General features: G+C 58.7%; 14 protein-coding genes. 3 read left to right on the plus strand and 11 right to left on the minus strand.

Annotated elements, in window-relative coordinates:
- The first annotated feature begins 1 nt into the window (after nt 1).
- A complete protein-coding gene (locus tag ACR3EP_RS12475) occupies nt 2-706 on the plus strand; it encodes an SGNH/GDSL hydrolase family protein (RefSeq protein ID WP_480638079.1) in 705 nt (234 codons plus the stop codon).
- On the opposite strand, the gene rarD is transcribed toward ACR3EP_RS12475, so the two are convergent.
- The 10 genes from rarD to ACR3EP_RS12525 all read right to left on the minus strand — a co-directional run bounded on the left by rarD (nt 697) and on the right by ACR3EP_RS12525 (nt 11,795).
- A complete protein-coding gene (rarD, locus tag ACR3EP_RS12480) occupies nt 697-1,602 on the minus strand; it encodes an EamA family transporter RarD (RefSeq protein ID WP_170398288.1) in 906 nt (301 codons plus the stop codon). The genes ACR3EP_RS12475 and rarD overlap by 10 nt on opposite strands.
- A 158-nt stretch (nt 1,603-1,760) precedes the next feature.
- Nucleotides 1,761-4,214 carry a GcvT family protein gene (locus ACR3EP_RS12485; RefSeq protein ID WP_480638081.1) on the minus strand — a complete coding sequence of 818 codons (2,454 nt, stop codon included), beginning with the start codon at nt 4,212-4,214 and terminating at the stop codon, nt 1,761-1,763.
- 90 nt (nt 4,215-4,304) lie between these two features.
- Nucleotides 4,305-5,276 (minus strand): GlxA family transcriptional regulator, encoded by a 972-nt coding sequence (locus ACR3EP_RS12490; RefSeq protein WP_170362328.1) that lies wholly within the window; start codon nt 5,274-5,276, stop codon nt 4,305-4,307.
- A 10-nt stretch (nt 5,277-5,286) separates the two neighbouring features.
- Nucleotides 5,287-6,180 (minus strand): homocysteine S-methyltransferase family protein, encoded by an 894-nt coding sequence (locus ACR3EP_RS12495; protein ID WP_480638082.1) that lies wholly within the window; start codon nt 6,178-6,180, stop codon nt 5,287-5,289.
- Nucleotides 6,181-6,192: 12 nt separating this feature from the next.
- Complete coding sequence (locus ACR3EP_RS12500; RefSeq protein ID WP_170578116.1) at nt 6,193-7,245, minus strand: alcohol dehydrogenase catalytic domain-containing protein; 1,053 nt, start codon at nt 7,243-7,245, stop codon at nt 6,193-6,195.
- Nucleotides 7,246-7,257: 12 nt separating this feature from the next.
- A complete protein-coding gene (locus ACR3EP_RS12505) occupies nt 7,258-7,734 on the minus strand; it encodes a cupin domain-containing protein (protein WP_480638084.1) in 477 nt (158 codons plus the stop codon).
- Nucleotides 7,735-7,751: 17 nt separating this feature from the next.
- The gene (locus tag ACR3EP_RS12510; RefSeq protein WP_170351030.1) at nt 7,752-10,202 is read right to left on the minus strand and encodes a GcvT family protein; all 2,451 of its coding nucleotides are present in this window, start codon (nt 10,200-10,202) and stop codon (nt 7,752-7,754) included.
- Between the two features lie 15 nt (nt 10,203-10,217).
- The gene (locus ACR3EP_RS12515) at nt 10,218-10,598 is read right to left on the minus strand and encodes a GFA family protein (protein ID WP_480638086.1); all 381 of its coding nucleotides are present in this window, start codon (nt 10,596-10,598) and stop codon (nt 10,218-10,220) included.
- A 4-nt stretch (nt 10,599-10,602) separates the two neighbouring features.
- Entirely contained in the window at nt 10,603-11,226 is a 624-nt protein-coding gene (locus ACR3EP_RS12520) for a LysE family translocator (RefSeq protein ID WP_480638088.1), read from the minus strand.
- Complete coding sequence (locus ACR3EP_RS12525; RefSeq protein WP_480638090.1) at nt 11,226-11,795, minus strand: helix-turn-helix domain-containing protein; 570 nt, start codon at nt 11,793-11,795, stop codon at nt 11,226-11,228. Before ACR3EP_RS12525 ends, ACR3EP_RS12520 begins: the two co-directional genes overlap by 1 nt.
- 129 nt (nt 11,796-11,924) lie before the next feature.
- Between ACR3EP_RS12525 and ACR3EP_RS12530 the strand changes: the two genes are divergently transcribed.
- Both ACR3EP_RS12530 and ACR3EP_RS12535 read left to right on the plus strand, forming a co-directional pair.
- Nucleotides 11,925-12,194 (plus strand): DUF1294 domain-containing protein, encoded by a 270-nt coding sequence (locus tag ACR3EP_RS12530; RefSeq protein ID WP_480638091.1) that lies wholly within the window; start codon nt 11,925-11,927, stop codon nt 12,192-12,194.
- A gap of 105 nt (nt 12,195-12,299) precedes the next feature.
- Nucleotides 12,300-12,695 (plus strand): SHOCT domain-containing protein, encoded by a 396-nt coding sequence (locus tag ACR3EP_RS12535; RefSeq protein ID WP_480638093.1) that lies wholly within the window; start codon nt 12,300-12,302, stop codon nt 12,693-12,695.
- Nucleotides 12,696-12,749: 54 nt separating this feature from the next.
- Here ACR3EP_RS12535 and ACR3EP_RS12540 read toward each other — a convergent pair whose 3' ends face one another.
- Nucleotides 12,750-13,202 (minus strand): GAF domain-containing protein, encoded by a 453-nt coding sequence (locus tag ACR3EP_RS12540; RefSeq protein ID WP_480638095.1) that lies wholly within the window; start codon nt 13,200-13,202, stop codon nt 12,750-12,752.
- Between the last annotated feature and the right edge of the window lie 16 nt (nt 13,203-13,218).

Here is a 13,218-nt window from a genome sequence, read left to right on the forward strand (position 1 = left end):
CATGCCTTTTGCCCCGGATCAGCTGTTGCGCGTGCCTTTACTGCCGGTTCTGGCGATGCAGGGCCTGTCGGTGCGCCGCAACGCCCAATTGCTGCCGGAACCAATTGGCCCGCGCGAAGGGCGCGAAGGGCGTGGGCCCCGGTTGCGGTTGCTGATCACGGGCGACAGCTCGGCCGCCGGGGTCGGTGCGGGGACGCAGGCGCAAGCGCTGTCCGGGCATCTTGTGTCCCGACTGGCCAGTCACTACACGGTCGAATGGCGGCTTGAGGCCACCACTGGACACACAACTCAGGATACGATTGACCGATTGCGCGGCGTGAGCGGCCAGTTCGACATGGCAGTGACAGCGCTCGGTGTAAATGACGTGACGCGCGGCGTGACGTACAAGCGCTTCGTGGACCGCCAGACCCAATTGTTGAAGCTTTTGACCGGCCCTCTGGGCGTAAAACGATTGGCCGTCACAGCGGTACCGCAGATGAACCGGTTCCCTGCCCTGCCGCAGCCGCTGGCCTGGGTCTTAGGCCGTCAGGCAAGACGGTTGGATCAGGGCCTACGGCATGTTACGGCCAGCTTCGCGCAGGCGCGGTATCTGGCGATGGATCTGGCCGACGATCCGGCACTGGTCGCGCCGGACGGATATCACCCAAGTCCAAAAACCTATGCGATCTGGGCCGAAGAGGCGGCCCGTCTGCTACGTCAAGCCTGAGCCCGCATCTGCCGGATCATCGGAATCGAATACACCACCAGAGCCGTCCAGATCAGAGGAAATGCAATCATGCGTCCTCGGTCAATCTGTTCACCAAACACGGTAATGGCGGTGATAAAAATCATGGTCGGAGCGATATATTGCAGAATACCCATGGTCGACAACCGTACCAGCTTGGCCCCATTGGCATAAACCAGCAGGGGCACCGCCGTCACCACCCCGGCCGCAGCCAGCAGCAAGGTGTCCGATGCACCCACCCCAAAATTGCCAGCACCTTTCACACCCAACCACGTGACGTACATCAACGCCGGGATCAGCAGGATCAGGACCTCAAGCAAAAAGCCTTGGTTGGGGCCAATGGGCAGTGATCGCTTGAAAAAGGCATAAAATCCCCACGTTACCATCAACCCCAGTGCTGGCCACGGCAGGCTACCCGCTTCGATGATCAAAGCCAGCACTCCAAGGGCCGCAATCGCCACTGCCATCAGCTGCGTTTTCGTCAACGGCTCGCGCAGCAGAACCGCGCCCAGCGCAATGCTGAACAACGGATTGATGTAATATCCCAGCGCAGCATCCAAAGCCCGGTCATTGGCAATCGACCAGACATAGATTGCCCAATTCACCGAGATCAGCGCTGCCGTCAGGCAAGCCATCCCTAACATCTTTGGGTTTACCAGCGCCGCCTTCAGATCCCGCGTACGCCCCAGCGCCACAAGCAACAACCCGGCCACAGGTACCGACCAGATGACGCGATGCGCAACAATCTCAACCGGGCCAACGTGCGACAGTGCCTTCATATACAGGGGCAAAAATCCCCACAGGACATAGGCCGTCACAGCCAGCGCAAGCCCTTTGGGCGTGTCTGCATTGTTCGATGGTAGTGGGGCGTCTGCCACGGCGGGTCTCCGACTGATACCGTATTTCTCTACGGCAAATCAGACTAGCTTGGAAACCGCGAAAACTGTGAAGAGGGTCATCAGGAAATCTGATACGTCGTGCCAATACAGGCAGGCACTAAAATCGAGCGGGGCGCCGCAGCGCCCCGACAATTTGATTACACCTTAACGCGTTCGGATTTCGGGTCATACATCGGCTTCAGCGAAGCCTCTGCCTTGACCTTCACACCGCACACGTCGATCTCGTAGGTCGAGGCCAGCACATCTACTGCCTTCTCACCCTCACACGGGACATAGCCCAGACCGATGGCACCACCCAACGTGTGGCCATAGTTGCCTGAACTCAGATAACCCACATATTCGCCATCCCGGATGATCGGTTCGTTGTGGAACAGCAGCGGTTCGGCATCGGTCAGTTTGAACTGGACCAGACGGTTCTTCGGCCCGCTTTCCTTACGTGCAATCACCGCCTCGCGGCCGATAAAGTCGCTGCCCTTGTCGACCTTCACGGCAAAGCCCAGGCCCGCATCGACCACGTGATCCTCACAGGTGATGTCATGGCCGAAATGGCGGAAGCCCTTCTCGATCCGGCAACTGTCCATCATATGCATGCCGCACAGTTTCAGACCCATGTCCTGCCCGGCCTCGTGCAAGGTTTCAAACACGTGCCCTGCCATGTCGGATGAAACATAGATTTCCCAACCAAGCTCACCCACATAGGTCACGCGATGCGCGCGAGCGAGGCCCATGCCAATCTCAATCTCCTGCGCGGTGCCAAACGGGTTGGTCGCGTTCGAGAAATCACTGGGTGAGACTTTCTCCAGCAGCGTACGCGCATTCGGCCCCATAACGGCCAGAACGCCCTCGCCCGCGGTGACATCGGTGATGACCACGTTGAAGTTACCTGCGTGACGCATCATCCAGGTCTGGTCCGCCAGACGGGTCGCCGCCGGAGTGACCACCAGATAGGAAGTTTCCGTCAGGCGGGTGACGGTCACGTCCGCCTCAATCCCGCCGGTACGGTTCAAAAACTGAGTATAGACGATCTTGCCATTCGGCACCGAATAGTCGCCGCCGCCGACATAGTTCATGAACTTCTCAGCATCCGGTCCTTCGACGCGGATTTTACCGAACGAGGACATATCGTACATGCCCACATTCTCACGCACGGCGTGGTGTTCGGTGGCCGAGTTCTCGAACCAGTTCTGGCGCTTCCAGCTGTAGTGGTATTCACGCTCTTGCCCTTCATTGGCAAACCAGTTGGCGCGCTCCCAACCAGCCAATTCGCCCATCACGGCGCCCTGTTCCAGCAGATGATGGTGGAACGGGGTCCGCCGCACACCCCGCGCGGAGGCTTTCTGGCGATAGGGATAGTGGTCGGCATAAAGCAGGCCCAGCGTTTCCTTAGAGCGTTCAAACAGATACTGCTTATTGCCCTGGAAAGGTTGCATCCGGCTGATGTCCACATCGCCCAGATCAAACGGCTTCTCGCCCGTATCCATCCATTCAGCCAGCGCCATGCCCGCGCCACCGGCGGACTGGATACCGATCGAGTTGAACCCCGCGGCAACCCAGACATTGTCCATCTCGGGCGCGAGGCCCAGATGGTATGCATCATCGGGTGTGAAAGACTCCGGTCCGTTAAAGAAGGTATGGATACCGGCCTCGGCCAACATCGGCATCCGTTCACAGGCAGCTTCGAGGATCGGTTCAAAGTGATCAAAATCTTCAGGCAGCTGGTCAAACTCGAACGTGTCAGGGATGCCATTCATCGCCCAAGGCTTGGCGTTGGGCTCAAAGGCCCCTAGCAGGATTTTTCCTGCGTCTTCCTTGTAATAGGCGCATTCATCCGGCACCCGCAGCACCGGCAACTGGGTCAACCCGTCAATACTCTCGGTGACGATATAGAAGTGTTCGCACGCGTGCAGCGGGACATTGACGCCCGCCATGCGACCGACCTCATGCCCCCACATTCCCGCACAGTTCACCACCATGTCACATTCGATATGACCCGAGGCGCTGCCGTCATCCGCAACCCAATCGACACCGGTCACCTTGCGGCCCTGCTTGACGATATCGGCAACCTTCACCCGCTCTTTGACAACCGCACCGCGTTGGCGTGCGCCCTTGGCCAAAGCTAGCGCAATGTTCGCCGGATCGCCCTGCCCGTCCAGCGGCAGGTAAACCGCGCCCGTCACACCTTCGAGGTTGATATGCGGATACAGTTCCTGAACGCGTTCGTTGGAAATCTCTTCGACTTCCACCCCAAAAGCGCGAGCCATGGCGGCCTGGCGATAGATTTCTTCCTTGCGCTCTTCGGTCAACGCCACGGTGATCGACCCGCAGCGTTTGAAACCGGTGGCCACACCGGTCTCTTCCTCAAGCGAGCCGTAAAGCTCCTGACTGTATTTCGCCAACTTGGTCATGTTCGCCGTGGCGCGCAGCTGCGCGATCAGACCGGCGGCATGCCATGTGGTGCCGCTGGTCAGTTGCTTGCGCTCCAGCAGCACAACGTCGTTCCAGCCCTTCTTGGTCAAATGATAAGCGACCGAGCATCCGATGACGCCGCCGCCGATGATGACCACTTTGGCCTTGCTGGGAAGATCAACCATCCTGAGAATCTCCGATGTGTCAGGTTTGCGCCAAAATGCCACGGAAGATCGACAATAAATGCGCCAAAACCGTCACTGTATTGGCGATTTTCACCGTTGTATCGCGGCCCGTTTTTCCCGCCTTACAACAAAGGGCGTAACCCCGAAGAAGCTTTTGTAGACCGAGGAAAAACCGTTGGGAAATCCGCAGGCAAGCCCGATTTCACGAACGCTCATTGTGGTGTTCAGCAGCAGGTTATTGGCCTTGGCCAGTCGCATTTCACGATAGAATCCATTGGGCGTGGTACCGAAAAAGGTTTTGAACTTCCGCTCTAGCGACCGGTTCGACAGGTGCAGCGACTCGACGATCTGATGGATTGGCATCGGGTCTTCAATGTTGGCCTGCATCAGCTTGATGCACTGATCCAGTCTGGCGTCGCCCGTCGCGGTCAGTTTCGCCCCGGAAAACGGCTGCATTGATGAAAAATCGCGGATGTTTTCATGCAGCATGATATCGGCCACCGTCATCTTGGCAGGTCCCGAGATATGGCGACCGATCACCGCCAGCGCCACATCTGTTGTCGCCTCCATCCCGGCACAGGTCACCACCGCGCCCTGTTCGGTGGCAATGGACAGCTTGGCCTCGAACCGGGCGCCGCGCTCACGCAGGAACGAGGCGTTCTCCCAATGGGTCGCCATGTCGCCCGTGCCGTGTTCGTTGATATAGCGGCTGGCGGCCTCGGCCAAAAGGAACACCTTGGCCCCGCGGAACGTATAGCTCGACACTACACGCCCCAGCGAAAGGTCGGGGTGATCCGGGTCAGAATTGCCGATCACGAACAGGTAATCCGCCTTGGGCTGCGCCGGGACAGGATCAGTTTGAACCATCGCCTCGCTGCTGCTGGAAATCGGGCCGCCTTTCAGTGACCGATAGGCATAGGTGAACGGAGGGGTCGGACAGACGCGGTTGGCCAGTCGCAGAACTTCGACCAGCGAGGCCAGTTCCAACAACACATAGCCGGGTGCCACAAGGATATCGAAGTGCTGCTGTGTCTGCGGTAAATTGTCCGAACGTGTCCGCATCGCCTTTTCCTCAGACAATCCGGTGGCCGGCTGCGCGCAGCCGGCCGGCCAGCGTTTCGATGTGATCCGGGCCAACTTCGCAACAGCCACCCACAATCGTCGCCCCCTGCGCCACCCAGGCCATGGCGTGATCGGCATAGGCATCAGGTCCAAGATCCTGACGTTGTTCCAATGCATCGACTGTGGGTGCGTCTTTCAGAAATCCTTCTGATATTCCGGTGAACCCGTTGGCATAGGCCCCGAACGGGCGGCCCATCTGCGCAATGATCGGCAGCGCCGCGGGAATCGCCTCGGGACGCGAACAGTTGATCAAGATGGCGTCGGGCGCAAAGCGTGCCACAACCGGTTCGATATCCCTCAACAGCTCGCCCGAGCGTAGGCGGGTTCCGTCCTCATCCATCACCGACAGCCCCAGCCAGACAGGTTTGCCGCAGCCCTCTGTCCCGCGCAAAGCGCCTTGGGCTTCCTGCACCGAACACACCGTTTCAATCAGGAAAAGATCGACGCGCGTGGCCATCAGCGACACTAGCTCTCGAAACTTATTCGCTGCATCTGTCGGGTCAGGGTTCAGGTCGGGTCGGTACGAAGCCAATAGCGGCCCTAGCGATCCGGCAATCCGCCCTCTGGTTCCTTCACGGGCCCGCTCGGCCTGGGTCAGGGCAGTGTCGATCAGGTTTGCGACCTGATCCTCCATCCCCACGCGCACCAGACGCGAGCGGTGGACGGCATAGGTGTTTGTGGTGGCGACAGTCGCACCACGACGAAAGTAGTCGTCATGTACGTCACCCACCAGTTCGGGATAGTCGATCATCACCCGCGTCGACCACAGTGGCGTGGCCCGGTCCCCGCTGCGCTTGACCAGTTCCTGTCCGATTGAGCCATCCAGAAGAGTGATATCCGCCATATCTCATCCTATTCAGGGAATCAGCACAAGTTTGCCCGCAAACGCCTTGGATTGAAAATCAGCCTGCGCGGTTGCGATGTCCTTTAGCGGATAAGTCTTTGCGATCAAGGGCATGATGCGCCCGCCATTGATCATCTCAACCAACCGTCCGAACACCTCGAACGCCTGATGGGTGCAGCCGTGAATGGTGATGTCGCGCAAATAGATATCTCGCAGGTCGGCCTTTACGATCGGGCCGGCGATGGCACCGGAAACCGCGTAGTGGCCACCCGGTTTCAACGCCAGGATCAGGCCGGGCCATGCCGGGCCGCCCACAACGTCGATCACCACGTCGAACATATCGGCTGGCAGTGCGGCATCACGGTCGAACGTATCCGCGGCGCCCTGTAATTTGACCACTTCAGCCTTGGACGGGCTGGTCACGCCCCAGACGGTTGCCCCCCGCAACACCGCCAGCTGTACGGCCGCCAGACCGACGCCACCTGACGCGCCGGTGATCAGCACCTTTTGCCCCGAGGTCACACCTGCGCGGGCCAGCAGGTTCTCGGCCGTGCCAAAGGCGCAGGGGATGGCGGCGATTTCCACGTCAGACAGGGGCGAGGCGCTGACGTCGTACAGATCATCCGCCTCAACCAGACAGTATTGCGCAAATGCGCCGTCCAACTCCGAGCCCAGCGCAACGAAACCGGTCGGGTGACCGGGTCTGGGGCGGGGCAGGTTGATCGGGCAGGTCACGCGTTGGCCCGGTTGGAACGCCACCCCTGAACCCACTTTTTCAACGACACCACATAAATCACCACCCTGAATGCGCGGAAACTGCAGCGCACCGCCCCAACCTCCGGCATCGACGTCCTGATCAACTGAATCCGTCGCGCCTGTCACATCCGAGGAATACCAGCCGACCCGCGTATTGATATCCGTGTTGTTCACCCCGGCGGCCAACACCCGAACCAGCGCCTGCCCCGGACCCGGTTGCGGTACCGGAAGGTCGTCGCGCCATTCCAACGCCTCGGGTCCGCCGTGTTGGGTCAGATAAACGCCGGACATGACTGTGGGTGTCGTCATCAGATACTGCCTTTATGCCTGATCGTCTGGATGCGACGGAACGGGACCCATCGGGATGATGTCATAGCGGGCGTTTAGTGCTGCCATCTTAGCCTCATCAGCGAAATCGGCGTTGGTCATAGTCGAAAGTTCTGCAAGGAACCCATCAAACCCCGAAGGCTGAAAAATCATCAGCATCCGCGCCGGTGCCCCATCGGCCACGCGACAAGCATGCGGAACCCCTGGCGGGACATGCATCGTGGTACCCGGACCGCATCGATGCCAGTCACCGTCGACATAGAAATCCACTTCACCTTCCAAGAAATAGAAGGTCTCGGCATGAGTATCGTGGCGATGAAGGCCAAGCGCGAAGCTGTCCTTCAGATTGTCTTCCATGAGCGTATAGGCGCCATTCGTATCACGGGCCGAAACCTTTACGAACGTATGGTCGTTTTCCCAGTCATAGTTGGGACCCTCACCGGGCCCCAATTTGGAATATCGCTTGCTCATGGCTCCTCCGACAGGGGTTAGGCGCGCAGCCGCTCGTTCTGAGGATCCCACAGCGGTTGATCCTCTTCTACCACGGCGCGGCATTTCCGGCCGTAAATTTCGACCTCAAGTTCGGTGCCGGGGTTGGCAAGCTCGGCCTTGATCATGCCCAGCGCAATGGATTTGCCAACACGGTAGCCCCATGCGCCCGAGGTGGTTTCGCCAACGATCTCACCATTCTGCCATATGCAAGACATGTACGGTGCGTCGCAATCGCCTGCGTCCACAGTCAGGGTGACAAAGGATTTCTTCACGCCCTGCTGTTTTTCGTTCTGGATCGCGGCCTTGCCGGGGAAGTCCTGCGGCTTGTCCAGCTTGACGAACCGCCCCAGTCCACCTTCCAGCAGCGAATAGTCGGTCGACAGGTCGCCTTTCCAGGCGCGATATCCCTTTTCGATACGCAGCGAGTTCAAGGCATACATACCGAACGGCTTGGCCCCGGCATCAATGATCGCGTCATAGATGGCAGGCATATGCTCGTTCAGGGCATGCACTTCCCAGCCCAGCTCGCCGGCAAAGGACACTCGGATCAAATAGGCGGGTTGCCCGGCGACGGTGGCCGCTTGGTGGGTCAGCCAACCTGTGGTCAGATCGGCATCCGTCAAACCCGACAGGATATCCCGCGATTTCGGGCCGGTGACGATCAGTGTATCGCGTGTGGTGGTGACATCCTCGACCGAAACACCAGCAGGCATCGCATTCACCAGAATATCGCGGTCATGCCACTGCGCCGTTGCGGCCGTTATCATGACGAACTCATCCTCGCCCAAACGCAGGCAGGACATCTCGGTCAGAATCCGGCCCCGATCGTCCGAGATATAAACCAGATTGATGCGGCCGACCTTGGGCAGACCACCCGCGACCAGCCCGCGCAACGCCTCGGCCGCGCCCTCGCCTTTGACCATAAAGCGCGAAAAGCCCGGCAGATCCAACACACCGCAATGGTCGCGTACAGCCTCGCATTCTTCTTTGACGCGCTGCTCCCACGGGCCCGAGCGGCCCCAGGTATGGGTGGCTTCAAGCGAGGTGTCATCGCCGGGTTGTGCGAACCAGTTGGCCCGTTCCCAACCGTTATATACTCCCATGACGCCGCCCAGTTCCTTCACCTTGGCGTGGACCGGCGACAGTTTCTTGTCGCGTGCGGCCGGCCATTCGTGTTGGGGATAGTGCATGGCGTATTCGTTGCCATAGACCTCAAGCCCTTTCTGGTTGCAGTAATCCTGATCGGTGTAATCGGTATAGCGGCGCGGATCGACGGCCCACATATCCCATTCGGTGTGACCATCGACAATCCATTCGGCCAGCACTTTGCCTGCACCACCGCCTTGCGCGATGCCGAAGGTAAAGGTGTGCGCCTCGAACGCGTTTTTGACGCCCGGCATTGGGCCAATCAGTGGCAGACCGTCCGGCGCGTAAGGAATCGGGCCGTTGATCACGCGACCAACGCCCGAGGTTGCCATCAGCGGCACCCGTTCCATCGCGTCGGTGACGATGTCCTCAATCCGATCCAGATCGTCATTCCAAAGCTGGAACGAGAAATCCTCGGGCATCGGGTCGTCTTCGCTCATCCAGTGGCCCTTGCAGTTGGGCTCATACGGGCCAAGGTTGAAGCCGTGCTTCTCTTGCCGCAGGTAGTACGAGATATCTACGTCGCGCAGCAGCGGCAGCTTCTTGCCGCCGTTTTCCTTGGACCATTCTTCAACCTCGGGGATTTCGTCGGTCAGCAGGTACTGGTGACTCATGACCATCGCGGGCACAGTGCGGCCACCGTAAGGCTTGAACCACTCACCCACGCGCTGCGCGTAATACCCAGCAGCGTTGACCACATAGTCACAGGCGATATCGCCCTTGTCAGTGTGTACGGTCCAAGTGCCGTCGTCGTGCTGGGTCACGCCGGTTGCCGGGCAGAACCGGATGATCTTTTGTCCCATGTCGCGGGCACCCTTGGCCAACGCCTGTGTCAACTGCGCCGGGTCAATGTCACCATCGGTCGGATCATACAGCACGCCCTCAAGATCATGCGTTTCAAGGAAGGGATAGCGTTCCTTGGCCTCTTCTGGGGTCCACATCTCCATCGGGATGCCCTGGTACAGGCCCATCGACATGGCACGCTCAAACTCCTGCATCCGCTCTTTGCTGTGCGCCAAACGGATCGAACCGGACTGATGATAGTTCATCGGATAGTCGACTTCTTCACCCAGCCGCGCATACAGCTCGGTCGAGTACCGCTGCATGTTCATGATCGCCCATGAGGTCGAGAAAGTCGGTACGTTACCCGCCGCGTGCCAGGTCGAGCCTGCGGTCAGCTCGTTCTTTTCCAGCAGAACGCAGTCGGTCCAGCCTTTCTTGGCCAGATGGTACAGCGAGGAGGCTCCCACCACACCGCCACCGATAACAACCACGCGGGCTTTTGTCGGAAAATCGCTCATTGGTCTTGATCCTTGTTACTGTGCCCGTTGGGGCAGATCGTCTGTGATGTTGTAGTAATCGCCCTTGTCAGCGACAAAGATATGCCGGGCGAGGTGCAGTCCTGTGGGCTCATCCAGTGCGCCCATGGAAATCGAAATCGTGTCTTCGTCATTGTGCTGCCAAAACAGGAACGAACCGCAGGCGTTGCAAAAGCCACGCCGAGCAATGTCCGAGGCACGGAACCAGTTCAGCGTATCGCTGGCAGCGAAGCTGAGGTTGTCCTGATGGGTCGAGGTCGAAGACCAATAATGCCCTGATTGCTTGCGGCACTGACCGCAATGGCAGGCCGAGGGCGGCGACAACTCTCCGTCAATCGTGAACGCGACCGCGCCGCACAGGCAGGAACCGGCTTGCATGTCATTACCCCCTTGTTGCGGGCGTGGAGCTGGCCCCCAGCAACACGCCATAGATGATGAAACAGGTCGCCATGACCCGGCGCACCCAGATGTTGAACACCGCCCCCAGTGCCGCCTTGCCCATCAGCGCACCTAGCAAGGTGAACCCGGTATAGCTGAGCGTGGTGATGACCAGCGCGGTGGGCATGATCACCCCCATCTGCTGCCAGATCGGCACCTCGGGCTGCACAAATTGCGAAAAGGCCGCCAGATATCCCGCCACGCTTTTGGGGTTGATCGTCGCCACGGCCAGCGCGTGCAGATAGACATGACGTGCAGGCCGTTCCGAAGCTGGCGCAGGTTTCGTAGCATTCATCCAGCCACGAATACCCACCCAGATCAGGAAACCCGCGCCCACCAGCTTTGCGATGAAGAACCCGGTTGGAAAGGCCGCGATCAGCGCGGTCACACCCAGCGCCGACAGAATCAGAAACGCGCTGGCCTGCGTCAGGATTGCCAGAACGCCAAGCATCGCCTTTGGAAACGGCAGGCTCATCCCATTCGAAATACAATTGACCGCATTCGGCCCCGGCGTAGTTACGAACACTACCCAAAACAGCGCGAATATGGTCCAGGCCTCGAAACTCATCAATACACCGGCGGGGCGATGACCCAGATGGCCACGGCGGGCTCATCATAGGGGTTGGCCCATTGATAGGGTTCATGCCGGATGCGGAAACTGTCACCCGACCCCACCGTGAACTGGTTGGAGCCTATGGTCAGATCCAATCGGCCAGAGATCATGTAACCAACCTCTTGCGTCGGCCGATTGGCCGGTTTCTGCATGCTGGAGCGGGGCTCGAATGTGGAATGTACCATCTCGAAATCATCAGTCAGATCGGGCGAAAGCAATTCTTCGATCAACCCTTCCTCACCCGAGCCCATCGGACGGCGCGATCCGGCGCGCACCACATAACCCTGTTCGGCCACCGGCACCGAAGAATGCGCAAACAGCATCGACATCGGCACACCCAGACACTCAGCAATCTGGCGCAGGTCCGAGATCGAGGGATCGGACATGTCGCGCTCAACCTGGCTGAGCCATCCGACCGACCGGTTCAGCCGCGCTGCAATCTCGGTCAAGGTCAACCCGCGCGCCTTGCGCAGGGCGCGGATATCCGCACCAAGTGTCGCGCTGTGGGGGGCTTGGGTATTCACCAGGGCCGCTCCGATTCTTGTGAAAATTTCCTCTCCTTTTTCACGATGGCTGAGAATCATGAAATTTCCAAGAGTTTTTTCATTTCACTTGATCAGTTTGCTTGATATGCCTTTCGCATGTGGATTGCAGTGATCTATTTATGGGGGATCAACACCCTGACACTATTGGCCTTTGGCTGGGACAAGGCCCGCGCACGACGGCGCAAAAACCGAGTGCCGGAACGCCGCCTATTATGGCTGGCCGCGCTTGGTGGCAGCCCCGGCGCAGTGGTCGGGCGATGGATTTTCAGGCACAAAACCCGCAAACGCGGGTTCTCAGTCTGGCTGTTCGCGATAACTGGCGTTCAAATGATTCTAATATTCTTGGTGATGACCGAAGCCTCGGAAAAACTACTGTAAAAATATTATATTCACCTAAAACAATATCTAACCATATCGCCAACTGTCTGTTACAAATAGGTGTCTCTGTGCGCAGAGATTTCTATTTTTTATGCAAAGGGTTGGATGAATATGGAAAATGGGATCGGTTTCTTCGATATAGTCTGGTCAATCTTCTGGTTGTTCCTGATGGTTGCCTGGTTCTGGGTGATGATTTCGGTCGTTGCCGATGTCTTCCGCTCAAAGGACCTGAGCGGCGGAGGCAAAGCGTTGTGGATCGCCTTTGTGATCCTGATCCCCTGGTTGGGCGTGCTGTGCTATCTCATCGTGCGCGGGGATAAGATGCACCAGCACAATGTCGAGACCATGAATCAGATAGAAGAGGCGCAGAAGGACTACATCCGCTCGGTCGCGAGCGTATCCGCCGCGGATGAATTGGAACGGCTAGCCAAGCTCAAGGAGAGCGGCCATCTGACGGAAGGGGAATTCGCCGCGCAAAAGGCCAAGATTCTGGCAAGCTGATAAATCGCGACCCTTTTTTGAACATTAATCAGCCGGGACATGTCCCGGCTGAATTCATCTTGCAAAGACGTCGGTCAGAATGGTGCCAAGCGCTTTGGCGTCCTGATCGGTAAATGCGTCCGGCTGATTGCTGTCGATGTCGAACACCGCTACCACCTTTCCCGATGCGTCCCGCACTGGCAGCACCAATTCTGACCGGGTGGACGTCGCACAGGCGATGTGACCCGGAAAGGCTTCGACATCCGACACAAGCTGCACTTCGCCAGTCCGTGCGGCAGCACCACAGACGCCCCGGTCGAACGGAATGACCAAACAGCCGTGCCCACCCTGATAGGGACCGATCTTTAACAAACCGGGCTGGGTCACGCGGTAAAAGCCAGTCCAGTCGAACCGGTCATCGGCGTGATGCACCTCGCAGGTAATTGTCGCCATTAGGGCAACCTGATCCGTTTCACCTTCGGTCAGGGCGGCGATGGTTTTAGCAAGCGTGTCGTAATCGGCGGTCATGATTGAGCTCTTTGGA

Source organism: Ruegeria sp. BB10 (genome assembly GCF_056535725.1).

Excerpts from the sequence above, each read along its gene's own strand:
- ACR3EP_RS12495 (WP_480638082.1), bottom strand. The coding sequence starts at position 6,180 with ATGGCGGATATCACTCTTCTGGATGGCTCAATCGGACAGGAACTGGTC.
- ACR3EP_RS12540 (WP_480638095.1), bottom strand. The coding sequence starts at position 13,202 with ATGACCGCCGATTACGACACGCTTGCTAAAACCATCGCCGCCCTGACC.
- ACR3EP_RS12490 (WP_170362328.1), bottom strand. The coding sequence starts at position 5,276 with ATGCGGACACGTTCGGACAATTTACCGCAGACACAGCAGCACTTCGAT.
- ACR3EP_RS12505 (WP_480638084.1), bottom strand. The coding sequence starts at position 7,734 with ATGAGCAAGCGATATTCCAAATTGGGGCCCGGTGAGGGTCCCAACTAT.
- ACR3EP_RS12485 (WP_480638081.1), bottom strand. The coding sequence starts at position 4,214 with ATGGTTGATCTTCCCAGCAAGGCCAAAGTGGTCATCATCGGCGGCGGC.
- ACR3EP_RS12535 (WP_480638093.1), top strand. The coding sequence starts at position 12,300 with ATGAATATGGAAAATGGGATCGGTTTCTTCGATATAGTCTGGTCAATC.
- ACR3EP_RS12510 (WP_170351030.1), bottom strand. The coding sequence starts at position 10,202 with ATGAGCGATTTTCCGACAAAAGCCCGCGTGGTTGTTATCGGTGGCGGT.
- ACR3EP_RS12500 (WP_170578116.1), bottom strand. The coding sequence starts at position 7,245 with ATGACGACACCCACAGTCATGTCCGGCGTTTATCTGACCCAACACGGC.
- ACR3EP_RS12520 (WP_480638088.1), bottom strand. The coding sequence starts at position 11,226 with ATGAGTTTCGAGGCCTGGACCATATTCGCGCTGTTTTGGGTAGTGTTC.
- ACR3EP_RS12515 (WP_480638086.1), bottom strand. The coding sequence starts at position 10,598 with ATGCAAGCCGGTTCCTGCCTGTGCGGCGCGGTCGCGTTCACGATTGAC.
- ACR3EP_RS12475 (WP_480638079.1), top strand. The coding sequence starts at position 2 with ATGCCTTTTGCCCCGGATCAGCTGTTGCGCGTGCCTTTACTGCCGGTT.